19 protein-coding genes are annotated in these 23,874 nt (G+C 70.7%); 10 read left to right on the top strand and 9 right to left on the bottom strand.

The annotated features are described in order from the left end of the window. Positions 1–3: 3 nt before the first annotated feature. The 7 genes from ITP53_RS02655 to ITP53_RS02625 all read right to left on the bottom strand — a co-directional run bounded on the left by ITP53_RS02655 (position 4) and on the right by ITP53_RS02625 (position 9,470). On the bottom strand, positions 4–1,716 hold the full coding sequence (locus ITP53_RS02655) for an ABC transporter family substrate-binding protein (RefSeq protein WP_195893646.1): 1,713 nt from the start codon (positions 1,714–1,716) through the stop codon (positions 4–6). Next, on the bottom strand, positions 1,713–3,782 hold the full coding sequence (locus ITP53_RS02650) for an ABC transporter ATP-binding protein (RefSeq protein WP_195893645.1): 2,070 nt from the start codon (positions 3,780–3,782) through the stop codon (positions 1,713–1,715). Before ITP53_RS02650 ends, ITP53_RS02655 begins: the two co-directional genes overlap by 4 nt. After that, complete coding sequence (locus tag ITP53_RS02645; protein ID WP_195893644.1) at positions 3,779–4,618, bottom strand: ABC transporter permease; 840 nt, start codon at positions 4,616–4,618, stop codon at positions 3,779–3,781. The genes ITP53_RS02650 and ITP53_RS02645 overlap by 4 nt, the downstream gene beginning before the upstream one ends. A 1-nt stretch (position 4,619) precedes the next feature. Further along, entirely contained in the window at positions 4,620–5,597 is a 978-nt protein-coding gene (locus ITP53_RS02640) for an ABC transporter permease (RefSeq protein ID WP_195893643.1), read from the bottom strand. 507 nt (positions 5,598–6,104) lie between these two features. After that, entirely contained in the window at positions 6,105–7,370 is a 1,266-nt protein-coding gene (locus tag ITP53_RS60045) for a four-carbon acid sugar kinase family protein (protein WP_195893642.1), read from the bottom strand. Between the two features lie 103 nt (positions 7,371–7,473). After that, a complete protein-coding gene (locus ITP53_RS02630; RefSeq protein ID WP_195893677.1) occupies positions 7,474–8,733 on the bottom strand; it encodes a RuBisCO large subunit C-terminal-like domain-containing protein in 1,260 nt (419 codons plus the stop codon). A gap of 2 nt (positions 8,734–8,735) precedes the next feature. After that, positions 8,736–9,470, bottom strand: coding sequence for an aspartate/glutamate racemase family protein (locus ITP53_RS02625; protein ID WP_207755455.1), 735 nt, complete (start codon positions 9,468–9,470; stop codon positions 8,736–8,738). A 118-nt stretch (positions 9,471–9,588) separates the two neighbouring features. On the opposite strand from ITP53_RS02625, the gene ITP53_RS60040 reads away from it, so the two are divergent. From ITP53_RS60040 to ITP53_RS02600, 5 genes are all read left to right on the top strand, one after another. Then, positions 9,589–10,305, top strand: coding sequence for a FadR/GntR family transcriptional regulator (locus tag ITP53_RS60040; protein ID WP_195893641.1), 717 nt, complete (start codon positions 9,589–9,591; stop codon positions 10,303–10,305). Positions 10,306–10,380: 75 nt separating this feature from the next. Further along, positions 10,381–11,145 carry an enoyl-CoA hydratase/isomerase family protein gene (locus ITP53_RS02615; RefSeq protein WP_195893640.1) on the top strand — a complete coding sequence of 255 codons (765 nt, stop codon included), beginning with the start codon at positions 10,381–10,383 and terminating at the stop codon, positions 11,143–11,145. Continuing rightward, on the top strand, positions 11,145–12,335 hold the full coding sequence (locus ITP53_RS02610) for a CaiB/BaiF CoA transferase family protein (RefSeq protein ID WP_195893639.1): 1,191 nt from the start codon (positions 11,145–11,147) through the stop codon (positions 12,333–12,335). Before ITP53_RS02615 ends, ITP53_RS02610 begins: the two co-directional genes overlap by 1 nt. A gap of 55 nt (positions 12,336–12,390) precedes the next feature. Continuing rightward, complete coding sequence (locus ITP53_RS02605) at positions 12,391–13,107, top strand: SDR family NAD(P)-dependent oxidoreductase (protein WP_207755454.1); 717 nt, start codon at positions 12,391–12,393, stop codon at positions 13,105–13,107. Further along, complete coding sequence (locus ITP53_RS02600) at positions 13,104–14,144, top strand: aldose 1-epimerase family protein (protein ID WP_195893637.1); 1,041 nt, start codon at positions 13,104–13,106, stop codon at positions 14,142–14,144. Before ITP53_RS02605 ends, ITP53_RS02600 begins: the two co-directional genes overlap by 4 nt. Before the next feature lie 8 nt (positions 14,145–14,152). Here the strand turns inward: ITP53_RS02600 and ITP53_RS02595 are convergent, their stop codons facing one another. Further along, a complete protein-coding gene (locus ITP53_RS02595) occupies positions 14,153–14,989 on the bottom strand; it encodes an amidohydrolase family protein (protein ID WP_195893636.1) in 837 nt (278 codons plus the stop codon). Positions 14,990–15,097: 108 nt separating this feature from the next. Here ITP53_RS02595 and ITP53_RS02590 point away from each other — a divergent pair, with 108 nt between their 5' ends. Then, on the top strand, positions 15,098–17,506 hold the full coding sequence (locus tag ITP53_RS02590) for a glycoside hydrolase family 95 protein (protein WP_195893635.1): 2,409 nt from the start codon (positions 15,098–15,100) through the stop codon (positions 17,504–17,506). On the opposite strand, the gene ITP53_RS02585 is transcribed toward ITP53_RS02590, so the two are convergent. Beyond that, positions 17,490–18,719: an FCD domain-containing protein gene (locus ITP53_RS02585; RefSeq protein ID WP_207755453.1), complete on the bottom strand. Its 1,230-nt coding sequence runs from the start codon at positions 18,717–18,719 to the stop codon at positions 17,490–17,492. The two genes, ITP53_RS02590 and ITP53_RS02585, sit on opposite strands and share 17 nt — an antisense overlap. Before the next feature lie 161 nt (positions 18,720–18,880). On the opposite strand from ITP53_RS02585, the gene ITP53_RS02580 reads away from it, so the two are divergent. The 4 genes from ITP53_RS02580 to ITP53_RS02565 all read left to right on the top strand — a co-directional run bounded on the left by ITP53_RS02580 (position 18,881) and on the right by ITP53_RS02565 (position 23,869). After that, positions 18,881–20,161 (top strand): ABC transporter substrate-binding protein, encoded by a 1,281-nt coding sequence (locus ITP53_RS02580; RefSeq protein ID WP_195893634.1) that lies wholly within the window; start codon positions 18,881–18,883, stop codon positions 20,159–20,161. Then, positions 20,158–21,099 (top strand): carbohydrate ABC transporter permease, encoded by a 942-nt coding sequence (locus tag ITP53_RS02575; RefSeq protein WP_207755452.1) that lies wholly within the window; start codon positions 20,158–20,160, stop codon positions 21,097–21,099. The genes ITP53_RS02580 and ITP53_RS02575 overlap by 4 nt, the downstream gene beginning before the upstream one ends. After that, positions 21,096–21,902 (top strand): carbohydrate ABC transporter permease, encoded by an 807-nt coding sequence (locus ITP53_RS56905; protein WP_207755451.1) that lies wholly within the window; start codon positions 21,096–21,098, stop codon positions 21,900–21,902. The genes ITP53_RS02575 and ITP53_RS56905 overlap by 4 nt, the downstream gene beginning before the upstream one ends. A gap of 62 nt (positions 21,903–21,964) precedes the next feature. Then, positions 21,965–23,869, top strand: coding sequence for a hypothetical protein (locus ITP53_RS02565; RefSeq protein WP_195893633.1), 1,905 nt, complete (start codon positions 21,965–21,967; stop codon positions 23,867–23,869). Positions 23,870–23,874 lie beyond the last annotated feature (5 nt).

Here is a 23,874-nt window from a genome sequence, read left to right as displayed (position 1 = left end):
AGATCAGGCGGTGAAGCCGATCGCCGTCCAGTCGTAGTACGCGTAACCACGGGCGCCGAAGTTGGCGACCGTCTTCTTGACCGCCCAGATGTCGGGGCGCTGGTACAGCGGAATGGTGTGCACCATGTCCCAGACCAGCTTGTCCGCGGCGTTGGCCAGCTCGATGGCCTTAGCCGGGTCGGTCTCGTCCACCGCCGCCTGGATGGCCGCGTCGACGGCCGGGTCGCTGGCGTTCGGGAAGTTGCTCTCCGAGCCGGTCTTGTAGATCTGCGGCATGCTGCCGAGCGGCAGCGGCGTGCCGATCCAGGAGAACGGCACCAGGTCGAAGTCACCCTTGATGATGAAGTCGTTGAAGAACTTGTCGAGGGGAACCGGGCGGATCGTGAGCTTGATCCCGGCCTCCTTGAGCATGGCCTGGGTGAGCTCGCCTTCCGTCTGCGCGACGGGCGTGCCCGTGGGGATGACGAACTCGAGCGCGAACTCCTTGCCGTCCTTCTTGCGGTACTCGCCGTCCTGCTTCCAGCCGGCCGCCTCGAGCAGTTGCTTGGACTTCTCCAGGTTGTACTTGCCGAGGTCACCGGAGTTGTCGACGTAGGCCTTGTGGTTGTTCATGAAGACGTGGTTGCCGAGCGTCTGCAGCGGCCACTCCATGTCCTTCAGGTCGGACTGGGTGATCACGTCACGGTTGATCGCGTACTGCACTGCCTGCCGGACCGACTTGTCCTTCAGGAACTCGCTCTGGTTGTTGACCGTGATGTGCCGCCAGTTCGGGCTGAGCGCCTTGCGGATCTCGGCGTTCGGAACCTCCTTGGCCCGCTTCAGGTCGGCCGGGCTGCCGGACTCGATGTAGGCGGCGTCGAGCTCGCCGTTGGCGAAGGCGTTCACCTCCGCGGTGGGCGAGTCGATCGCACGGAAGATGAGCTTGTCGAGCTTGGCCTTCTGGCCCCACCAGTTCTCGTCACGCACGAGGGTGAGCGTCTTGGTGCCCTCGTCGATCTTCTCGACCTTGAAGGGCCCCGCGGTGGCCGGGATCTTCTGCAGGTAGTCGTTCTCGTACGCCTCGGGCGTCGCCATGTGCTCGGCCGGGAAGAGGTGCGAGGTGCCCCGGTTGAACAGGCCCTGCCACTCGGAGTACGGCTTGTCGAAGGTGATGACGGCGACCTTGTCCGAGTCGCCCTTCTCGACCGACTCGATCTTGTCCCAGCCGTCAGTGGAGGAGGCCTTGAACTTGTCGTTCTCGCCGTTCTGGGCCTTCCACGTCGTCTCGAGGTCCTTCCACGTCATCGGCGTGCCGTCCGACCACTGGGCCTTGTCGTTGATCGTGTAGGTGACGACCTGCTTGCCCGACGACATGTCGCTCTTCACGTCGGTCAGGTAGTCCGCGTTCGGCGTGAACTCGGCGTTCTCGTCGGCCATCATGAGCTGCGGCATGATCGGGTCGAGCATCGTCGCCGTGTCGGCCTGGTTGCCGTCGACGTGATTGCCATTCCACTGGGTCGGCCACTGGCCGATCGCGAGGGTGAGCGTCCCGCCGTCCTTGACCTGCTCGTACGCGACGGGGTTGATGCTGATGGACGGAGTCTCCGCCATCTGCTGCTGCGCCTGCTGCGACTGCTGGGGGTCGGACTGCGTGGTCTCGCCGCCGCCACCGGCGCAAGCCGAGACGGCCATCGCCAGGCCCGCGAGCCCAGCGGCAGCACGGTAACGAACGTTCACTCTTCCTCCTGATTGTCCGAGGCCGTGATGACCTCGACTTCCTCCGCGTAGTGGCAGGCCGCGCCGTGGTCCACGGTGCTCGCGAGCCGGTCAACCGAGGGCTCCTCATCCACACACCGCCGCCGCTCCGCCTCACCGAGCCGGGCGAACTTGGGGCAGCGAGTGCGGAACCTGCATCCCGACGGGGGGTCCGCCGGGCTGGGCAGGTCGCCTTCGAGCAGGATGCGCTTCCTGGTGCGCTCCAGCTCCGGATCGGGCAGCGGGATCGCCGACAGCAGCGCCTGCGTGTAGGGGTGTGCCGGCCGCTCGTAGACGTTCTCCACCGTCCCGATCTCGGCGATCCTGCCGAGATACATGACGGCCACCCGGTCGGCCAGGTGTCTGACCACGGCCAGGTCGTGCGCCACGAACAGGTACGACAGCCCCAGCCTGTTCTTCAGCTCCTCCAGCAGGTTGATCACACCGGCCTGGATGGAGACGTCGAGCGCCGACACCGGCTCGTCCAGCACGAGTACCTTGGGCTCCAGCGCGAGCGCGCGAGCGATGCCGATGCGCTGGCGCTGGCCGCCGGAGAACTGCTGCGGGTAGCGCTCGGCGTGCTCGGGCGACAACCCGACCAGCCGGAGCAGCTCCTTCACCTTGCCGGCCACGTCCTTCTCGCCGTGGGCGCGCAGCGGCTCGGCGATGATGTCGGAAACCGGCATGCGCGGGTCGAGCGCGGCCATCGGGTCCTGGAAGACGATCTGCAGGTCGCCGCGGAGAGACCTGCGCGCCGCCTTGTCCAGCTTCGCGCTGTCCTTGCCGAGCACCACCACGCGGCCGCCCTGCGGCGGCTGGAGCTGCATGATCTGCTGCAGCGTGGTGGTCTTTCCGCAGCCCGACTCGCCGACCAGGGCCAGCGTCTCGCCCTCCGCGATGTCGAGGCTGATGCCGTCGACCGCGTACACGGTGCCGACGCGGCGCTTGAAGATCGCGCCCTTCATCAGCGGGTAGTGCCTGATCATGTCCTCGAGCTCCAGCACCGTGGCCCGCTCGGCGCGCGGCACGCGGACGACCTCGCTTGGCGGGATCACCGGCACGGGGAACACATCCGCACCGGTCAGGCCCTTGTGCTCGATCTCGTGCGAGCGGATGCAGGCCACGTGCCGGTTACCGCCGAACGGCGTCAGCGGCGGCTCCTCGTCGTCGCACATGTCCACCTTCATCGGGCAGCGCGGCGCGAACGGGCACCCGGGCGGCAGCGCCGACGGCGACGGCGGGTTGCCCTCGATGGGCACCAGCGGCCCCTCCTCGCCGTCGACCCTGGGGATCGAGGCGAGCAGCCCCATCGTGTACGGCATCCGCGGCCGGTAGTAGATGTCGTCCACCGAGCCCTGCTCGACCGGCCGGCCCGCGTACATGACGAGCACCCGGTCGGCCATGCCGGCGATGACGCCCAGGTCATGGGTGATCATCACGATGCCGGCGCCAGTCTCCCGCTGCGCGGTCTTGAGCACCTCCAGCACCTGCGCCTGGATGGTCACGTCGAGCGCGGTGGTCGGCTCGTCGCAGATCAGCAGGTCGGGATCGTTGGCGATGGCCATGGCGATCATCGCGCGCTGCCGCATGCCGCCGGAGAACTCGTGCGGGAACGCCTTGGCGCGCACGTCCGGGTGCGGGATGCCGACCAGATCGAGCAGCTCGACGGCCCGCTTCGCGGCCTTGTCCTTGCCGATCTTCTGGTGTATGCGGACGGCCTCGGCGATCTGGTCGCCGATGGTGTAGACGGGCGTGAACGCCGACAGCGGATCCTGGAAGATCATGCTGATCGTCTTGCCGCGCACCTTGACCTGCTCGTCCTCCTTCATGCCGAGCAACTCGCGGCCGTGCAGCAGGACCGAGCCGCTGACCACGGCGTTCGGCGGCAGCAGGCCCATGACCGCCAGCGAGGTGACGGACTTGCCCGAGCCGGACTCGCCCACGATGCCGAGCACCTCGCCGCGCTCGACCTCGTACGACACCCCGCGCACCGCCTGGATGTCGCCGGAGAAGGTGACGGTGAGGTCCTTGACCTCCAAGATGCTCACGAGTTGCTCCCCGGGTCGAGTGCATCGCGCAGGCCGTCGCCGATGAGGTTCACGCTGAGCACCAGCGCCACCAGCAGGCCGGCCGGGAAGGCGAACAGCCACGGATAGCCGGTGGCGTTGCCCGAGCCATCCGCGATCAGCGTGCCGAGCGAGACGTCGGGCGGCTGGATGCCGAAGCCGAAGAAGGACAGCGCCGCCTCGCCGATGACCGCGCCGCTGACGTTGAGCGTCGCGTCGATGATCAGCAGGGAGGACAGGTTGGGCACGATGTGCCGGAAGATGATCTTCCAGCGCGGGATGCCCATGTAGACGGCGGCCAGGACGTACTCCCGCTCGCGGAGTGAGAGCGTCATGCTGCGGACCACCCTGGAGGTGATCATCCAGGAGAACGCGGCGAGCAGCGCCACGAACCACAGCCAGGAACCGTCGCGCAGCCGCGGCGAGATGATGGCGATGATCAGGAAGCTGGGGAGGACCAGCAGCAGGTCCACGCCCCACATCAACGCCTTGTCCGCCCATCCACCGAAATATCCGGCGAAGGCGCCCACGATGGCGGCGAGGCCGGTGGAGATGAGGGCCACCAGCAGGCCGACGATGATCGACTTCTGCATGCCGTGCAGCGTGACCGCGTACATGTCCTGGCCGATCCTGCCGGTTCCCCACCAGTGGTCGCCGCCGGGCGGCGACAGGAAGGCCAGGAAGTCCTTGTCGGTCCACTCGTACGGGCCGAAGTAGGGGCCGATGTAGGCCAGGGCCACCAGCAGGATCAGGGCGACGCTGCCGTAGCGGGCCTGCTTGTTGCGCAGCAGGCGCCTGAGGACGACTTTCGATCGCATGTCAGCTCACCCGCACCCGGGGATCGAGGGCCGCCACCAGCACGTCGGACAGGAAGGCGGCGGTCAGGACACAGACGGCGGCGAAGAAGGTCACCGCGGCGACGGAGTTGACGTCGTTCTGGTTGATCGAGTCGATCAACCAGGCGCCCATGCCGTGCCAGGAGAAGATCTTCTCGGTGAAGGTGGCTCCGGTGAACATCGTCCCGAACGCGAAGGCGAAGTAGGTGGCGGCCGGGATCAGCGCGGTCCGCAGGGCGTGCTTGATCAGTGCCGTCCTGCGCCGCAGCCCCTTGGCCATCGCCGTGCGGACGAAGTCCTGGCCGAGCACGTCGAGCATCATGTTGCGCTGGATGCGGCTGTAGAAGGCGATCAATCCGAGGCTGAGCGAGATGGTCGGCAGGATCAGGTGGTTCAGCCGGTTGACGAACTGGTCCCAGCCCGACAGCCGTGGGTCGTACTCACCGGTGTACTCGATCAACGTGAAGCCCAGCCCGCGGTTCGCGTTGTAGGTCGCGATGGCGAGCAGGGTGGCCAGCACGAGCACGGGGATCGCCATGATCACGAACGAGCCGACGCCTATTAACCGGTCAGTGATCTTGTACTGCTTCACCGCGGAGAGCGCGCCCAGCGCCACCCCAAGGGCGAAGCCCAGGATCGTGCCGATCAGCATCAGCCGGAGGCTCACGAAGATGCGCCGACCCATCTCGCTGTTGACCGACCCGCCCTTCCAGGTCTTGCCGAAGTCCCCGGTGACGACTCCCTTGGCCCAGGTCGCGTAGCGCTGGAGCACGGGGGTCTTGTCGTTCATGTTGTACGAGTCGAGCGTGGCGTCGATGACGGACTCGGCGACCGGGGGCTGGCGTCCTTCGTACGCGCCTCGCGGGTTCATCGTGGTGGCAGCGAGCATGTACGCCAGGCTTGCGGCCAAGGCGACCAAGATCACATTTATTGCCAACCTGCGGAGCAGGTACTTGCCCATTACTCTCCGTTCGAACTGACCAGGGGCATGGCCTCGGGCTGGAGAGGCGCCCCCGCAACTCCATCCCACATGTTGAAATCACATTGGCGTAGAGATGGCGATCAAGGCGCAGAATATATGTAAAAATGTAACAGTCAGAAACGGTTCAGGATAACGGTAAGGTCACTCACAATTGGGACGCCAAGATAGACGGAAGCCTTCCAACCAAGCGTCTGACCTGCCGAAATATGCCCGTTCCGCGTGGGTTTGAGGTGATCGACCGAAGGGCTGTGTCACAGAATCCGGACAAAAATTGACGGCCGGGCAAAGTGATCCCCATCATTGATAAGATGCCCGCCACATGAGCGGAAAGTGGCCTTACCCGTGATCCACCGTCGCCGCCCACCCAGCGGGGGACGCTGCTCCGGCGCGTGCGTGGCAGGTCGGCCGCACCCGGCGTGGTCTTGGTCGCGGGGTGGTCACGGGGTTCCAGGCCGGGGTCGCGGGATTCAGGCCGGGTCGCGGGATTCAGGCCGTGGTCGCGGAGGCGGCGCGTAGGAAGTAGTCGGGGGCGCCGACCTGGCCGCCCTTCAACGCCACCTCGAGCCCGTCGCAGGCCGGGTCGTCGGACGACAGCACGCACACGGGGCCGCCGGCCGCCGGCAAGGCGATGACGTCCAGCGAACGCGCCCCGAGCGCGGCCACGACCTGTCCCGAGGTGTCGCCACCCGCGATCACCAGCCTCCGGACGAGCCCGGCCCGCACCGCCGCCGAGGCGACCCGGCCGAGCGACTCTCCGATGCCGTCCCGGTCGAGGGCGGGTCCCCGCGTCGACTGCACGATCGTGTGACAACCCGAACGCAGGCTCTCCTCGACCTCGGCGAAGACGCTCCCCGAGGCTCCCCCGCCAACGTCCAGAACCCGCCACCCCGCCCGCTCCGCCGTGTCGATCTGACGGCCGGTGACCGGCGACCGGCTCCCCGACACGACCAGCAGCGGCGCGACCGCCTCCAGCGGCCGCCCAAGACTCCCTCCCACCGCCTCCAGCGGCCGGCCAAGACTTCCTCCCACCGGATCCGGCGGCAGGGAAGCGGCGTCCGCGGAGGCCAGCGCGTAGCTGAGGCCGCCTGAGCCCACGCAGACGAGCGGAGGCCGGGTCGCGGCGTCGGCGAGGAGGAGGTGGCCGAGTGCCCGGACGTGCTCGTCCGTCAGCGCGTCCGCCACGAAGGCGGCGTCCTCACCCCTCGCCAGGTACGCCTCCCGCGACGGGACCGCCGGCAGCCATCCGGTCCGGCCCGCGCCCTGCTCGGTCAGCCGTACCCGGAGGTCGGCCTCGGTGGCCGGGGTGACGGGGTGGTCTCGCGTCGGTGGGTGGCGGTCGAGCCGGCGCACCTCGTCGCCTGCCCGTACGAAGTGGTTCGCGAACCAGGTGTAGCGTCCGAGCTCCGGCTGTGCGGCGAGCACCGGCACCGGGCCGTGAGCGAGACCCGCACGGTGGAGGTCCGCGATGACCGCCCCGATGCTGCCCGACTCCGGCGACGAGTCGAACGTCGAGCAGATCTTGTACTGGATGACCAGCGGCTCCAGCGCCGCCAGCGCCTCGAACACCGGCAGCACCACGTCAGCCGGGTCACTCGACGCACGCGCGGTGGTGGCGACGCCGATGACGTCGTCCCGATCATGCAGGTACGCCACGTCCGTAACCAGTGACCCGCTCAGCCCGAACCGCCTGAACTGCCACAACGCGTCCGTCGCCCCGGTGAAGTCGTCAGCCACGAAAGCGAACCGCGTCACGGAACCCCCACCACACCACCGAGCCTCACAAGCACCCCACCCCGCCGAACCGCGTCACGAGCACCCGCCCCGCTCGCCCAGTCACCGGCACCGCCGAGCCGGGTCACCGTGTCACGATCCCGCCGAAGTGTTCCAGTGCCCTGGTCAGCTCCGGTGAGTTCACCTCGTGGAGCGGCACGCCGGCCACCGCCGCCGCCCATGCCTGCCGAATGCTCGCGACCCCCGCCGCCACCCCGTCCGGGTGGCCGAGGATGCCGCCGCCCGCCAGCACCAGCAGGTCGGTGGTGCCCGTACGTTCCAGGGTGGCGGGTGCGGTGCCGGCCCACTGGGCGGAGGACAGGACGGGCAGGCACGGGAACCCCCCGAGCAGCGGCTCCCGCACGGCGGCCACCGTACGCGCCACTTCGTCGTCCGTGACGTAGAACTTGCTGTGGAACCCACCGCAGTGCAGGTGGTCGATCCCGGTCAGCCGGGCCAGCTTCTGGTACGCCACGTGCCCGATCCCCAGCCCCGGATGCCGGGCCAGCGCGCCGAGACCGGTGACGTGCGCGTGGATCGGCACCCTGGCGCGCCTGCGCAGCATGGCGACGGCCGGGAAGCCGACGACGTTCAGGTTGACCATCACGCACGTGCCGCCGGCGGCCACCACCAGGTCGTGGTTGCGCAGCATCCGGTCGGGTTCGTCGCTGATGTTGAACGCGTACATGGGCCGCCGTCCCGTACGCCGCTCCACCTCGTCGAGGGCGGCGGTCACCGCGCGCACCCGCTGGGGCAGCGGCGCGGGCGGGCAGTCGGCGTTGACCTCGTCGTCCTTGATGAAGTCGACGCCGGCCAGCCCCAGCTCCAGCACCAGGTCCACGTAGTCGGCGGGGCGCAGCCCGATGTTGGGCTTGACGATGGTGCCGATCAGCACACCCTCGGGCCGTCCCACCAGCCGCCGGGTGCCCTCGACGGCGAACCGCGCCGGCAGGTACGCCTCCCCGAACGCGGCCGGCAACTCCAGGTCGACCAGCTTCAGCCCGGCCAGCTCACGCAACTCGTAGAGGTTGCCCGCGACCACGGGGAACAGGTTCGTGAGCGACGGCCCGGTGTTCTCCAGCGGGAACCCGATCTTGACCAGGCCGGCGGTGAGCGGCCCGTCGCCGCGCGCTCCGGGCAACGCCTCGCCGTCCTGGCCGGGCAGCTCCGTCAGCTCCAGCACCACGGCGCCGTGCCGGGCGCGCAACTCGTCCGTCTCCCCCGCGACGCTGACGAACGTGCCGGTGCTCTGCTCACCCGCGATCGCGCTCACCGCCCGCTCCAGCGGCAGCCGGGTGAGGATCCGGTACGTCGCCACGGTCAGCTCACGGCCGGCCGCCGCCATGCTCACCGACCCGCCCGCCCACGATCGACCGCGCCAGGGTCCACCGGGTTCTCGCGATCGTTCGGGCCAGGGTCCGACGGACTCTCGCGCTCGATGGCCTTCGCCAGGTGTTCCATGGCGAGCGGCGGGCTGGCCAGGATCGGCACCGGGGCCTCGACCGTGCCGGCCACGCGGGCCATCGACGCCTGGGCCAGCACGATCACGTCCACCTGCCCGGCCAGCTCACCGAGCGCCGCCGTCACCCGGACGTCGTGTGTGGCCGCGTCGCCGCCCATCAGGGCCTCGAACGCGCCCTCGCAGACCCTGGCCGTCAGTTCGATCTCCTGGCCGGCCGCCGCGGCGCGCCGGCGTACCAGGTCGGCGGTGGGGTCGAGGGTGGTGGACAGGGTGGCCAGCACGCCGATCCGGCGGCCCAGGGCGACGGCCCGGTCTGCCATCGGCCGGTCCACCCGGGTCACCGGCACGCCGGTCAGCGGCTCGGCCGCCTCGACGGCCGCGCCGATCGAGGAGCAGGTCACCAGGATGTGGTCGGCCCCGGCGGCCTCGGCGGCCTCGATGTGGCCGGCGACCCGGCGCGCGGTGCGTGGCGTGAGGCGGCCGGCGGCGACGGTGTCCTTGATCAGGCTGTCGTCGACGATGTTGAACGTCTCGACGCCGGGCAGGTGCTCCGCGCACAGCTCGGCGAACACGTCGACCAGCGTCGCGGACGTGTGGATCAGTCCCAGTCTCTTCGTCACGGCATCTCCAAGCGTGGGTGAAGAATGTTAAGAGCGTGTCACTTCATCGGATGAAATTCCAGCTTCATCTGATGAAAGCTCTAGGAAATCGGTTGCCCCGGGGGTAGCGTGCGGGTTCGTGGCAACCGAACCTCAGAGGGACGCGGCCAGGAACGTACGCGTCGTGCGCGCCCTCGGCGCCCGCATCGTCGGCGGCTCGCTGGCCCCCGGCACGTCCATCCCCATCGAGGAGCAACTGGTCAACGACCTGGGTGTGGGCCGCTCCGCCGTACGGGAAGGCGTGAAGGTGCTGGCCGGCAAGGGCCTGCTGGAGACCAGGCGGAGCGCGGGCACCCGGGTGCGCCCCCGCGAGTCCTGGAACCTGCTCGACGCCGACGTCCTGAGCTGGCGGTTCGAGCCGGAGCCGCGGCCCGGGGACATCCGGGTGCTGGCCGACCTGCGCGTCGCGCTGGAGCCCGGCGCGGCCAGGGTCGCGGCCGAGCGGGCGGACGCGGCGGCGGTGCGGCGCGTCGACGAGGCCATGGCCGCGCTGTACGCCACTGCCGACGACCCCGAGCCGTTCATCGAGGCCGACCTGGCCTTCCACAAGGCCGTCTTCGCCGCGGCGGACAACGACCTGCTCCTCTACATCTACGACATGATCAGCATCGCCCTGCGGTCCGTGCGCCAGGTGCACACCCGCTCGGTCGAGCACAACAAGGAGACGCTGCCCGGCCACGAGCGCGTGGCCCAGGCGATCAGGCGCCGCCACCACCGCAAGGCCGAAGAGGCCATGCGCGGCGTGGTCGAGGTCGCCCGCGCCGACGCCGAGCACCACGTACGCCTCTGCTGCTGAGCCCGGGCCCAGAGCAGCACGCACGCACCTGCCGCTGAGCCCACCCCCAGACGAGACCACCCCAGGAGCGAACACTTGGACGTCCTCATCGACGTCGACGGCCCCGTGGCCGTCGTCACCCTGAACAGACCCGCCAAGCTCAACGCCATCACCCCGGACATGGCCGCCGCGCTGCGCGCCTGCCTCGACAAGGTGGACGCCGACCCAGGGATCCGGGTGGCGGTGCTGACCGGCGCCGGCGAGCGCTCGTTCTGCGTCGGCAGCGACATCAGCGAACTGGACGAGTACGCCACCCCGTGGGAGTTCCGCAACCGCGGCGACTACGGCGACGCGGTACGCGCCCTGCGCAAGCCGATCATCGCGGCCGTCAACGGCTACGCCTACGGCGGCGGTCTGGAGCTGGCCCTGGCCTGCGACATCCGGCTGGCGGCCGAGACGGCGACGTTCGCCGCACCGGAGATCAAGCTGGGCTGGATCGGCGGCAGCGGCCAGTCGGCGCTGCTGGCCCACGCGGCGGGCCCGAGCAACGCGGCGACGATGCTGCTCACCGGCGACCCCGTCGACGCGGCCCGCGCCGCGGCCTGGGGGCTCGTCACCGACGTGCTGCCGCCGGAGGAGCTGATGAAGGCCGCACGGGAGCTGGCCGGGAAGATCGCCGCCCGCCCGCCGATCGCCGCCCAGACGGCCAAGGCCAATCTCAGGGCCGCCTACTCGATGCCGCTTGAGCAGGCCATCCAGTACGAGCGCGACCTCCAGACCGTCTGCTTCGCCACCGCCGACGCGGCCGAGGGCCGGGCCGCGTTCGCCGAGCGCCGCGAACCTGTGTTCGAGGGCCGCTGATGGGCGTTCTCGACGGCTACCGCGTGGTCGACCTGTCCATCGCCATGGCCGGCCCGCTGGCCGCCATGCGGCTCGGCGACCTGGGCGCGGACGTGGTCAAGGTGGAGCCGGTGACCGGCGAGTGGCAGCGGCACGCCCCGGCGGGCGGCGCGACGGGCAACCGGGTCAACGCCTCGTTCCTGTCGCTCAACCGCAACAAGCGCAGCCTGGCCGTCAACCTCAAGTCGGACGAGGGCCGCGAGGTCGTCCACCGGCTGGCCGCGACGGCCGACGTGTTCCTGCAGAATTACCGGCCGGGCGTCGCCGAGCGGCTCGGCATGGACTACGACACGATCAGCGCGGTCAACCCGGGCATCGTGTACGTCTCCATGTCCGGCTACGGCGAGTCCGGCCCGTACACGTCGAGACCGGGCCAGGACCTGCTGCTGCAGGCCATGAGCGGCGCCATGCTGAGCACCGGCCGCGACGGCGACCCACCGGCGCCGGCGGGCACGTACGCCGTCGACGCCATCACCGCCTACAGCGCGTTCGAGGGCGCGCTGGCCGCGCTGCTGCACCGGGAGCGCACCGGCGAGGGCCAGCGGGTGAGCGTCAACATGCTGGACGCGGCCATCGCCGTGCAGATGCAGGAGCTGTCGGTGTTCACGGTCGGCGGGGTGCCGCAGCGGCGCGGGCGCGAGCCGCACGGCCACACCTACATCAGGGCGCCGTACGGCGTCTTCGCCACCAAGGACGGCTACCTCGCGCTCGGCATGCCCAGGCTGGACACGCTGGCCGTCGCGCTCGACCTGCCGGAGCTGGCCGCCATGGACGGCGACGACGACGGCCACACCAGGCGCGACGAGATCACCGCCCTGGTCGCCGCCCGGCTGCCCGGCCGCACCACCGCCGAGTGGCTGGAGATCTGCGCCCGCCACGACCTGTGGGCGGGCCCGGTGTACGGGTACGCCGACCTGGTCGCCGACCCGCAGGTCAAGCACAACGGCTCGTTCGTCACCTACGACCACCCCACCGAGGGCACGGTCACCACCCCCGGCTTCCCTTACGGGCTCAGCGCCGCCCCACCCTCGGTACGCAGGGGCGCGCCGCTGGTGGGCGAGCACACGAGGGAGCTGATGGACGAGCTGGGCTATCCGGCGGGACGCACGGCCGAGTTGGTGGCGAAGGGCGTGCTGACATGCGAGGACTGACCCCGCACAAGGACTGGCATGCGAGGACTGACCCGCACAAGGAATGGAGGCAACCGTGACCACGGCGCTCGTCACAGGGGCCGCCGGGGCGCTCGGCCGGGCGATCGTGCGCCGCCTGACGGCCGACGGCCACCAGGTGGCGGCACTCGACCGCGACGCCGGCGCGCTCGAAGGCGCGCTCAACCTGAAGACCGACCTGCGGGATCCGGCGGCCATCGAGGCCGCGTTCGCGGAGACGGCCGCGCGGCTGGGTCCGGTCGGCGTCCTCGTGAACAACGCGGCCGTCTACCCCGCCAGGCCGTTCCTGGAGGTGCCGCTGGCCGAGTACGACGACGTGCACGCCGTCAACCAGCGCGCCTACTGGCTGGCGGCCCAGCACGCGGCCAGGCAGATGAGCGAGCCAGGCAACGGCGCGATCGGCGGCGCGATCGTGAACATCGCCTCGATCACCATGCACGGCGGCTGGTCCGACCTGGCCGCGTACGTGGCGACCAAGGGCGCGGCGGCGGCGCTCACCAGGGCGCTGGCGCGCGAGCTCGGGCCGAGGGAGATCCGGGTCAACTGCGTCTCGCCCGGCGCGTTCCCCACGGCGGCCGAGGAGATCCATCCGGATCCCGAGGCGTACGAGCGGCTGGTCCTGGACCGGCAGGCGCTCCAGCGGCGGGGCCGGCCGGAGGAACTGGCGGCCGTGGTGTCGTTCCTGGCCGGCCAGGACGCGTCGTTCGTCACGGGCCAGACCATCGAAGTCAACGGAGGGTGGGTGATGGCATGACGCCGGACCGCGGGCGGCTGGCCGAGCTGACCGGCGACCTGAGCGCGGCCGGCGGGGTCCGGCTGGTGACGCTCGGCGATGGGGTGGAGCGGGGCATCAGGACCCTGGAGTTCAGGACCGGCTCGGGGCTGGCGTTCGACGTGCTGGTCGACCGGTGCATGGACATCGGGCACGCCGAGCACGCCGGGCGCTCGTTCGGCTGGCGCTCCCCCACCGGCTTCCGTCACCCCGGGCTGCACGAGTACGCCGACGAGGACGGCCTGTCCTGGTTGCGCTCGTGCTCCGGGCTCATCGTCACGGCCGGGCTCGACCACACGCTGTTCGGGGACGAGGTGCCGGCCGGCACCTACCGCTATCCGCCGCGCCAGTCGGTGCGGCACGGGCTGCACGGCCGCGTGGGCAACCTGCCCGCCCGGCTGACCGGCTACGGCGAGCGCTGGGACGGCGAGCGCTGCGTGCTGTGGGCGGAGGGCGAGGTGCGCCAGGCCGCGATCTTCGCCGAGAACCTGCGCCTGGTCCGCCGCATCGAGGCCGACCTCGGCGGGAACGAGATCAGGCTCGTCGACACCGTGACCAACGCCGGCTTCGAGCCCACCCCGCACATGTTCCTCTATCACATCAACCTCGGCTGGCCGCTGCTCGACGAGGGCGCCAGGTTCGAGGCGGACATCCGCGAGACGCTGTGGCAGAGCGACAGCGTGGCGGAGCAGAAGGCCGATCACCTCACCTTCCCGGGGCCGGCGCCGGGGTTCGTGGAGCAGGTGTACGAGCACGCGCTCGTCCCCGGCGCGGACGGGCTGCACCGGGTGGCGGTGGTCAACGACCGGCTCGGCATGAAGGTCGGCGTGGAGTGGCGGGCGGCGGAGTTCCCGTACTTCTTCGAGTGGCTGAACCTGCGCTCGGGCAACTACGCGGTCGGGCTGGAGCCGTCCACCCACCACGTGCCGGGCGACGCGGCGGCCAGGGAGGACGGCAGCATGATCTGGCTCGGGCCGCAGGAGTCCCGGGTGTACCACACCACGTTCCGCGTCACCTGATGCGGCGCTCAGCCGGGCAGGCGGTAGGCCCGGCGGGCCGTGCCGGCGAAGACGTCGGCGCGCTCGCTCTCCGACAGGCCCGCGCACAGCTCGTCCGCGGCCCCGGCGACCCGCTCGTAGCTCGCCGCGAGCAGGCACACGGGCCAGTCGGAGCCGAACATCACCCGCTCGGGCCCGAACGCCTCCAGGACGATCTCGGCGTACGGCCGCAGGTCGGCCACCTGCCAGGACGCCCAGTCGGCCTCGGTGACCATTCCGGACAGCTTGCAGTAGACGTTCGGGAGCGCGGCGAGCCGCCTGATCCGGCCGCGCCACGGCTCCAGCTCGCCCGCGGCGATCGGCGGCTTGGACAGGTGGTCGAGCACGAAGGTCAGCTCGGGCAGCGCGGCCGCCGTGTCGATGGCCGCGGGCAGTTGGTGCGGCAACGTGAGCAGGTCGTAGCTCAGGCCGGCGGCGGCCACCGCGGCGAGCCCGCGGCGTACGTCCGGGCGGGTGAGCCAGCCGGGGTCGGGCTCGGACTGCACGCCGTGCCGTACGGCGACCAGCCCGCCGGGCATGGCGGCCAGCACGTCGGCGGCGTCGGGCGCGGTGAGGTCGATCCAGCCCACGACGCCGGCCACGAGCTCGGACCCGGCGGCCAGCTCCAGGAACTCCGCCGTCTCCGCCGGGTCGGACAGCACCTGCACGAGCACCGTGCGGCTCACCCCGGCCGCCGCGGCGGGCCCGGCGAGGTCGTCGAGGGTGAACGTGCGGCGGACGGGCGCCATCTTGTCCGGGTCGAGCCAGTCGTGGTGCCGGATGCCGAGGTCCCAGACGTGGTGATGGGCATCGATTCTGGTGGTCATGCGAGCTCCGGGGATCGGGACGGCGGCCAGGGCCAGGAGATCGTTCGCAGACCGAAAACCTAGCAGACCTCACATGTCTTGCATTCATGTGGACGAACAGGAGTAAAGGTGACGAAAGACGGCTACACCCGACGAGGCGTGCTCGCGACCGGTTTAGGGGCCGCGGCCGGATCCCTGCTCGTGGGCGGCGTCACCGCCGGGGCCGCGCACGCGGCCACGCGGGACCTCACCCTCTGGTACACCCGGCCGGCCGCGGAATGGCTGGAGGCGCTGCCGGTCGGCTGCGGGCGGCTCGGGGCCATGGTCTTCGGCGGCGTGGAGACCGAGCGGCTCCAGCTCAACGAGGACAGCGTCTGGGCCGGCGGGCCGCACACCTACGACAGCCCCGAGGCCCTGGCCGCGCTCCCCGAGATCAGGCGGCTGGTCTGGGAGGACAAGTGGCAGGCCGCCCAGAACCTGGCGGACCAGAAGTTCCTCGGCCGACCGAGTGAGCAGGCGCCGTACCAGGTGCTCGGTGACCTCACGCTGACCTTCCCCGGTCCGGCCGAGTACACCGGCTACCGTCGCGAGCTCGATCTGAGCAGGGCCGTCACCACCGTGACGTACGTCCGCGACGGCGTCCGCCACACGCGCGAGGTCTTCGCCAGCAACCCCGACCAGGTCATCGTCGTCCGGCACACGGCCGACAAGCCGGGCGCGGTGACGTTCCGCGCGGCGTTCAGCAGCCCGCAGACCTCCACCTCGGCGGCGACCGGCCGGGCCGAGATCGCGCTCGACGGGGTCAGCGGCGACACGCAGGGCCTCAAGGGCGAGGTCCGCTTCCGCGCGGTGGCCAGGGCCGAGGCCAAGGGCGGCACGGTGGGCACCGACGGCGGCACGCTGGTCGTCGAGGGCGCGGACGAGGTCACCCTGCTGATCTCCATGGGCTCCAGCTACCGCAGCTACCAGGACGTCGGCGGCGATCAGGAAGAGGTGGCGGGGCGGCATCTCGTACGGGCGGGCGGGCAGCCGTACCAGGTGCTGCTGCGCAGGCACGTACAGGACTACACGCGGCTCTTCGGGCGGGTGGAGATCGACCTCGGCACGTCGGAGGCGGCCGCGCTGCCCACCGACGAGCGGATCGCGCGCCAGCAGCTCGACACCGACCCGCACCTGGCCGCGCTCTATTTCCAGTACGGCCGTTACCTGCTGATCTCCTGCTCCCGTGCCCCCGGCCACGCCGCCAACCTGCAGGGCATCTGGAACGACTCGCTCACGCCCTCGTGGGAGTCGAAGTACACCATCAACATCAACTGCGAGATGAACTACTGGCCGGCCGCGCCGGGCAACCTCATCGAGTGCATGGACCCGCTGTTCGACCTCATCGAGGACCTGGCGGAGACCGGCGCCAAGACGGCCAGGACCCAGTACGGCGCGGACGGCTGGGTGGCCCACCACAACACCGACGGCTGGCGCGGGACGGCGCCCGTCGACTTCGCCTTCTACGGCGTGTGGCCGACCGGCGGGGCCTGGCTGTGCCTGACGTTGTGGGAGCACTACCTGTACACGGGCGACGAGCGGCGGCTACGCGAGCACTTCCCGCTGATCGAGGGCTCGGTGCGGTTCTTCATGGACACGATGCAGACCGACCCCAGGACCGGCTACCTGGTGACGAACCCCTCGCACTCCCCCGAGGTCGGGCACCACGAGGACGGCGGCGAGAACGTCAGCATCTGCGCGGGACCCACCATGGACATGCAGATCCTGCGCGACCTGTTCGGCGCCTTCGCCGAGGCGTCCGAGGTGGTCGGCGGGGACGCCGGGATGCGGGAGCGGGTCAGGCAGGCGCGGTCGCGGCTGGTGCCCAACCAGGTGGGCCACCTGGGGCAGATCCAGGAGTGGCAGGAGGACTACCGGGGTGACGCCGCGCTGTCGCGCAGCCGGCACATCTCGCACCTGTGGGGCCTGTTCCCCGGTCACCAGATCGATCCCAGGCTCTCCCCCGACCTGGCCCAGGCCGCCCGGCGGACGCTGGAGCTGCGTGGGGAGGCGGGGGCCGGGTGGTCGCTGGCCTGGAAGATCAACTTCTGGGCTCGGCTGCTGGACGCGGCGGAGGCGTACAAGCGGCTGAGCAACCTGCTGGTGCCCGCGCGGACCGCGCCCAACATGTTCGACCTGCATCCGCCGTTCCAGATCGACGGGAACTTCGGCGGGGTCTCCGGGATCACCGAGATGCTGCTGCAGAGCCACGGCGACCAGCTCCACCTGCTGCCCGCCCTGCCCGCCGCGTGGCCCGCCGGGTCGTTCCGCGGGCTGCGGGCGCGCGGCGGGTTCGAGGTGGACCTGGAGTGGGGCGGCGGCGCGCTGCGGCGCGGCCGGGTCCAGTCCGGCCTGGGGCGCCGGCTCACCCTGCGCACCGCCGGGCCGGTGTCGGTCACGGAGCGCGGGCGTCCGGTCGAGGCCGAGCGGCCGGAGGCGGGCGTGGTCGTCCTGGAGACCCGCCGAGGCGCGGTGTACGACCTCACACCCCAGGGCTGACCTCGGCGCCCTCCTCCGCGCCCTCCTCCGCGCCCTCCTCCGCGCCCTCCTCCGCGCCCTCCTCCGGGGCCACGGCCTCCGGGACCGCGGCCCCGGGGCGGGGGCTGGAGTCCTCCCCGTGGGTGTGGGCCGGATCGGTGCAGGAGTCCTCGCCGCGGGTGTGGGCCGGGCGGGTGCGGGAGGCCTCGCCGCGGGCGTGGGCCGCGAACAGGCGGGCCGCCTCGTCCGGGTCTCCCGAGGCCAGCGCGGCCACCAGGTCGTCGTGGTGACCGGCCATCGCCGTCCAGTCGCCGTCGTACAGCGGGTTGCCCACCACGTGCAGGCTCCACAGGTTGGACTCGATGGTCCGCCACAACCGCAGGAGGAAGGAGTTGCCGCAGGCGGCGCACACCCGCCGGTGGAATGCCAGGTCGGCGTCCCTGAACGCCCCGATGTCACCGTCGCGGGCGGCCTGCCGCATGGCCAGGACGTCGGCCGAGAGCTGCCGCAGCGTCTCCGCCTGGATGCGGACGGCGGCGCCGCGTGCGGCATACTCCTCCAGCAACACCCTGATGTCGCGAACCTCCCGGGCCTGCTCGTCCGAGATCTCCGCGACGTAACTACCTCGGTTCGGATAGGAGATGACCAGGCCCTCGTGCGCCAACCGCTTGATCGCCTCCCTGGCCGGGGCCTGACTGGTGCCGACCCTTCTGGCGATCTCGGCTTCCACGAGCCGCTGCCCCGCCACCAGCTCACCGGAGACGACCCAGCCGCGCAGCAGCGCGTAGACCCGGTCCGACAGCAGCTCCCTGGGCAACAGCCGGGAGGCGGACGGCGCGATCTGCTGCTCCTGCCAGATCCGCGCCACCGTGGACTGCGACAGTCCGAGCTGCGCGGCCACCGTGCGGGTGGACGGCACCGCCGCTCCTCCGACGGCGGCCGCGATCACCCGCTCGGCCTCCTGCCGCTCCGCGCTGCGCGGGCGGCCGGGACGCGGCGCGTCCGCCAGCCCGTCCAGCCCCCGCTCCACGAACCTGGCCCGCCACTTGGCCACGGTCGCCGCGCTCACCGCCAGCCCCGCCGCGATCTCCTTGCGGGACGGCTCATCGGCGCAGGCCAGCACGATGCGGCTGCGCAGGGCCAGCGCGCCGCCCGGCGCCTCCGCCCACGCCCGCAGCGCGGAGCGCTCCTCCGCACTCAACACCAGCCGCTTGTCATCATCTCGTCCAGACACGCGGCTACTCTAATGCATTTATGACTCAGCCACCCGCTGGAAACGGATTTGTAGCACCACATAACCCCTTGACCGACCCCTGTTACCAACGTATTAAATAATCGCTAATCGAGTAACGACCCATTAAAAGGCGTCGCAGATCTCGCCCCCTTGGAGGTGCGATGCGTTCCCCCCACACCCCCCACACATCCCTCGCCCTGTCAGCCCTCGGTTGCCTGCTCGTGCTCACCGGCTGCGGCGGGGGCGGCTTCGCCGGTGAGTCCTCAGCGCAGCAGAGCGAGGGCGGCCAGATCACGGTCAGGATGCTGGTCAACATCAGCCCGAACCTCACCCAGGTCTACTGGGACGGGCTGGTCAAGCCGTTCGAGCAGGCCAACCCCGGCATCGACGTCAAGATCGAGGCCCCGACCGGCAAGGGCGTGGCGGACACGCTGCCCCAGCAGCTCGCCGCCGGCAACGCGCCCGACGTGGTCGAGACGCTGATGGCCGACGAGACGCTGGCCGAGCAGCTGCTCGACCTGAGCGACCAGGCCTGGGCCAGGGACACGCCGCTGGCCGAGCAGGCCAAGCTGGGCGGCAAGATCTACACGGCCGGCGTCGGCGTGCAGGCGCAGTCGCTGGTCTTCTACAACAAGTCCGCGTTCGGCAAGGCCGGGATCGAGCAGCCGCCGAAGACGTTCGACGAGCTCGAGACGGCCATGGGCAAGCTCAAGTCGGCCGGCTACCTGCCGTTGCAGACGGGCGGCGACTTCCTCACCGGCCTGCAGCTCCTCCAGCTGTCCAACCCGTCCCGCGCCCAGACGCATCCCACCTGGCAGCAGGACGTCAAGGCGGGCACGATCAAGGCCGGCGAGTCGCTGCTGCCCTACCTGGAGCGCTACCACTCCTGGATCGGCAAGGGGTACATCGACAAGAACGCCCTGGGCATGAAGAACGCCGACGCCGAGACCGCCTTCCTGACCGGCAAGTCGGCCATGTACGTCATGGGGAGCTGGTTCACCGCCTCAGAGGCCAAGGCCGACAAGGACTTCGAGGTGGGCGTCTTCCCCGCCCCGGTCGAGGAGGGCCAGCAGTATCCGGGCCCGCAGGGTGAGACGCTCGCGGCGCCGTACATGATCCTCAAGTCCACCCCCAACAAGGACGCGGCGCTCAAGCTGGTCCAGTGGCTCGTCACCGACCCGGCGGCGGTCGAGAGCCAGCTCAAGCAGGACGGCAACTTCCGCACCGGCGTGGAGCGCGAGTTCACGCCGCTGGAGAAGCAGGTGCAGGAGATCCTCGACGGCGCGCCGTCCGGGGTCCCGCAGGGCGAGGGGTACGGCGACGCGACCCTGCCCAAGGGCTTCAACGCCGCGTGGAACACCGAGGTCCAGGGCCTGTACGTGGGCAAGTCGCCCAAGGAAGTGGCCGAGGGCGTGGACCGCTGGCTGGCCGGACGATCATGACCCTCACCCGGGAAGCACCCCTCGTCACCACCCAGGCCGGGGGGAGATTCGACGGCCCGGCCAGGAGGAGACTCGACGGCCTGGCCACCACGATCATGGTCGCCCCCGCCACCATCCTCTACGTCGTGATGCTGATCGTCCCGGTCGGCCTGGCGCTCTACCTGAGCCTGACCGACTGGGACGGCTTCAGCGCCGACCCGGCCTTCGTCGGCGCCGCCAACTACGCCGACCTCCTTGACGACCCCGAGCTGCGCCGCGCCTCCCTCGTCACGCTGCTGGTGGCGGCGGCCGGCACCGCCGGGCTGAACCTGCTCGGCCTCGGCTTCGCCCTCCTGGTGAACGGCGCCTCGAAGGCCAACGCGTTCTTCCGGATCGTGCTGTTCTATCCGCACGTGCTCAGCGCCCTTGTTGTCGGTTTCCTGTGGTCGGCCATCCTCGGCACCACCGGCGCGGTCAACAACCTGGTGACCACGTGGGGCGGGGAGGTGCTGCCGTTCCTGTCCGATCCGACCTGGGCCACGGTCACCATGATCGCGGTGCTCGTGTGGGCCGGGTTCGGCGTCAACGTGGTGCTCTACCTGGCCGGGCTGCAGGCGGTGCCGCACTCGCTGATCGAGGCGGCGCGGATCGACGGGGCGACCCGGTGGCAGGTGTTCAGGAACGTGACGCTGCCCGCGCTGGGCCCGTCAGTGACGGTGAACATCGTGTTGTCGCTGGTGACGTTGCTCAAGACGTACGACCTGGTGGTGTCGCTGACGGCGGGCGGACCGGCCGGGCAGACGCAGACCGTCGCCTACCTCATCCTGTGGAACTCCTTCCACGACGCCCGCCTCGGCTTCGGCTCGGCCCAGTCGGTGATCCTCATGCTGGTGACGGCGGCGCTGGCGTTCGTGGTGACGAAACTGCGCAGGCGCGGGGAGCTGGCGGTGCACCAGTGAGAAAGACGTTCCTCTGGGCGACCGTCGCCTTCATGCTCGTCCCGCTCTACGTGCTGGCCGTCAACGCGTTCAAGGGTCAGCAGGACATCCTGGCCAACCCGTTCGGGCTGGGCGGGCTGACGCTGAAGCCGCTGGCCAGGGCGCTGACGAACGCGCAGTTCAACGTGTTCAAGGGATACGCGATCACGCTGCTGTTCGTGGTGGCGGTCAACGTGCTGTCGGTGGTGCTGGCCGCCCCGGCCGCGTACGTGATCGCGCGCAGCCCCAAGCGCAGGTTCCGTGTCCTCATGCTGTTCTTCCTGGCCGGCACGTTCATCCCGGGCCAGGTGCTGGTCATCCCCGTCGTGTACGTGCTCAAGACCCTCGGCCTGATGGGCACCATCCGCGGGTTCGTCCTGTTCGAGACCACACTCACCCTCCCGTTCTCGATCTTCCTGTACGCCGCGTACATCGCCACCATCCCGGCCGTCCTCGACCAGGCGGCGGCGGTGGACGGGGCGGGGCGGCTGCGTACGTTCTGGCGGATCGTCTTCCCGCTGATGCGGCCCGCGGTCGCCACGATGGTCATCCTGAACACCTTCTCGGTGTGGAACGACTTCGTGAACCCGCAGATCATCCTGGGCCCGGGCAGCGGACTCTACACGGTGACCACCGGCGTCTACGCGGCGGTCAGCCAGTACTCCACCGACTACACGGTGGTCTTCCCGACGCTGCTGCTGGCCATCGCCCCGCTGCTGGTCTTCTTCGTCTTCATGCAACGGCACATCATCAGCGGCCTCACGGCCGGAGCCACCAAGGGATAGCCCAACCGAGGGATAGCCCACCGAGGGATAGCCCACCGAGGGATAGCAGGGAGAGGCAGAAGATGCGGGAAATCACTGCGACCGTCCCGCTCGGCGTGCCGCCGGCCTGGGCGGTGCTCGAGCGCAGGCTGTTCGACGCCCTGGACGAGGCCTGGCGGGCGTTCGCCGCCCGCTACTGCGGGCCCGACGGGCGGCTCATCTACCACGGCCCCGCCGCCGACCGGGACGGCGCCGACGACTTCTACGAGGCGTTCTTCAACTGGCCGGCGCTCTACCAGCTCGGCGGCGCCGACGACCTGCTGGACGCGGCCAAGCACCACTGGGAGGGCGTGACCGCGCAGCTCACCGAGCTGGGCTATCTGGTGGAGGAGTTCGAGCGCGGCTACGACTGGTTCCACCAGGGCGAGTCGATGCTGCTGTTCTACGGCATCTGCGCCGCCGACCCCCGCGACGAGCGCTTCCGCGAGCGCGCCCGCCGCTTCGCCGATCTCTACCTGCCCGGCTCGGCCAACTACGACGCGGAGCACGACATCATCCGCGCCCCGCACAACGGCGCCGGCGGCCCCCGCTACGGCCTGCAGTGGGAGTGGGCCTCCTACCACACGGACCTGGTCAGCATGCGGCCGTTCGGCCTGCCGCTGCGTGACCTGCCGGGCATCGCCGAGTGGGCGGACCTGGCCGACCCGTGCAACGCGGCCCGCATGGGCGCGGCGATGAGCGAGCGCATCGGCCGCGGGGACGTGGCCGTCAACCTGGCCGCGACCAGCCTCGCCGTCAACGCCTGGCTGTACGACGGCGACGACCGCTACCGCGACTGGGCGCTGCGTTACATCGGCGCCTGGCAGCGCAGGGCCGAGGCCAACGACGGGATCCTGCCCGACAACGTGGGCCCGTCAGGCGAGGTCGGCGAGCTGCACGGCGGCCGCTGGTATGGCGGCAACTACGGCTGGCAGTGGCCGCACGGCCTTTACAGCGTCGGCGCCGCCGCCGCGATCGCCGCGGTGAACGCCCACCTGCTGACCGGCGACGAGGCCGCGCTCGCCATCGGCCGCGACCCACTGGAGACCGTGTACGACCGTGCGATCCAGGCCGGCGTCACCGAGACGGACATGAGCATCAGCGACCGCTGGCTGGCCGAGCTGGGCGACGAGGCGGGCAAGCCGACCATGCTGGTGCCCAACCGGCACGACGACCAGGGCTGGTTCGACTTCCAGCCGCCGCAGCTCGGCCTGCCGGTCTGGCTCTGGCACGCGAGCCTCGCCCATGGGGACGCCGAGCGGCTCGACCGGCTGCGCGCCGCCTCCGGCTACGACTGGACGTCGGTGCGGCCGTTCCGCAACAAGGAGGAGGCCGGGCACGAGGCGCCCTGGCTGGAGTTCCTGCGCGGCGCCAACCCCGGCTTCCCCGAGGCGATGCTGGCCACCGCGCTCAGCCAGGTGCAGCGGCGGATGGCGCTCATCGACGCCGACACCGCGGACCTGGCCACCATCCACGTGCACCACTGGCAGCGGCTCAACCCGGTGCTCACCGAGGCGCTGCTCCAGCTCGCCACCGGCACCCCGCAGGTGCTCTACAACGGCGGCCTGCTGCCGGCCAGGCTGGCGTACTTCGACGCCGACCGTCACCGCCCAGGACTGCCCCCGGACGTGGCCGCGCTGGTCGACTCGGTACGCCCCGACGGCACCCGCGTCGAGCTGGTGAACCTCGGCCTCACCCGCCCCCGCAGGGTCGTCGTGCAGGCCGGCGCGTTCGGCGAGCACCGCATCGACCGCGCGGTGGTCACCAGGGCCGACGCCGGCTATCCCGGCGACCCCCGTGCCTACACCTCTCCCCCGGCCACCGAGACCGAGCAGGAGGTGACGGTGGACGGGCCGCGGCTGCTCGTCGAGTTGCCGCCCGGCCACCGCATCCGGCTCGACCTGCACACGACCGCGCGCGTCCGCACGCCGTCACACCAGCACTACTGAGGAGT

Source organism: Nonomuraea cypriaca (assembly GCF_015645445.1).
In the GTDB taxonomy this organism is placed as follows: Bacteria; Actinomycetota; Actinomycetes; order Streptosporangiales; family Streptosporangiaceae; genus Nonomuraea; species Nonomuraea cypriaca.
This window is presented reverse-complemented; position numbering and strand designations above follow the sequence as displayed.